The sequence below is a fragment of the Sulfoacidibacillus thermotolerans genome, from assembly GCF_003144315.1.
GTDB classification, from domain to species: domain Bacteria; phylum Bacillota; class Bacilli; order Alicyclobacillales; family SLC66; genus Sulfoacidibacillus; species Sulfoacidibacillus thermotolerans.
Genome location: NZ_MPDK01000085.1, coordinates 1 through 1,238, shown reverse-complemented (window position 1 = coordinate 1,238; position 1,238 = coordinate 1). Strand labels below are relative to the sequence as shown.

The 1,238-nt window shown below is 46.8% G+C and carries 1 protein-coding gene and 2 tRNA genes; all 3 read left to right on the top strand.

The window, feature by feature from the left end:
- The first annotated feature begins 158 nt into the window (after positions 1-158).
- The 3 genes from BM613_RS14535 to BM613_RS14525 all read left to right on the top strand — a co-directional run bounded on the left by BM613_RS14535 (position 159) and on the right by BM613_RS14525 (position 1,238).
- Complete coding sequence (locus tag BM613_RS14535; protein WP_181363210.1) at positions 159-926, top strand: MBL fold metallo-hydrolase; 768 nt, start codon at positions 159-161, stop codon at positions 924-926.
- A 96-nt stretch (positions 927-1,022) separates the two neighbouring features.
- Positions 1,023-1,095, top strand: a tRNA-Phe gene (locus tag BM613_RS14530).
- Between the two features lie 72 nt (positions 1,096-1,167).
- A tRNA-Gly gene (locus BM613_RS14525) sits at positions 1,168-1,238 on the top strand.

Sequence of the window (1,238 nt, the reverse complement as noted above, 5' to 3'; positions counted from 1 at the left end):
GTGGTGTAGAGGCCTAACATGCCTGCCTGTCACGCAGGAGATCGCGGGTTCGAATCCCGTCAGTTCCGCCAAATGTGATTTTTTTATATAGCGTGGCAGATGATAAGCTCAGGGTATCTGAGCTTTTTTGTTTGATGGCGAAAAGGGGCTGTAAAGCGATGATTCGATATAAATTTATCGGGCATTCTACTGTTCTGATTGAAGTGAATGGCACGCGGTTTATCACAGATCCGATTGTTTCCAATCGCGCACTCGTGGTGCGTCGCAAACGCCCTGCAGGTTATCAAATGGACGACTTGTCGCGCATCGATTATGTACTTTTATCACACGCACACTGGGATCACTTAGATCGACCCACACTGCGAAAGATTGCTAGGCGAAGTGAGGCAAGTGTCATTTGTCCAAGAGGACATTTATCGCTGCTGAGAAATTTGGGGTTTCGGCATGTGTTTGAATTAGATAAAACCGAGGTTTTGCGTCAAGGAGAGTTTACCATTAGTTTAACCCCGGTTAATCATCGCGGAAAACGCTGGTTAGAGCGTTACCGTTCTTCAGCAGGACTGTTCGTAAAGGGATCCACCCATTCTTTTTGGTTTGCTGGAGATACGGGATATCGTAATGATTTTTCATCAGGTATGCAAGGCTCGCATCCAGATGTCGCGCTGATTCCGATTGGTGCCTATGAGCCGCGAGAGTGGTTTCACATGATGCACATGGACCCGAAAGATGGATTGCAGGCTTTTCGTGATGTCAAAGCAAAATATATGTTGCCCATTCATTGGGGTGCTTTTAAATTGACGCGCGAAGAGATTTACGAGCCTCCGCTCGTCTTGCGTTCCCTTGTACAAGGAGATCGAGAAATCGCTGAGCGAATTTGGTGGTTAGAACCTGGTGAAGATAAGATATACTCAGAACATCTGATCTAGACAAGAAAGTTGCGAATCAAGATGATTTCGTCACTGCGATTTTTCAATTTGACAAAACGGCGTATGATCATGTATCTTATGCTAGTCAGGATTAACGGCTCGGTAGCTCAGTTGGTAGAGCAGAGGACTGAAAATCCTCGTGTCGGCGGTTCGATTCCGTCCCGAGCCACTTCATTCAGATGTGACCAATTTGATTTTTTTAGGGGATTATGGTATATTAACAGAGTGACAACTTTGTTACGCGGAAGTGGCTCAGGGGTAGAGCATCGCCTTGCCAAGGCGAGGGTCGCGGGTTCGAATCCCGTCTTCCGC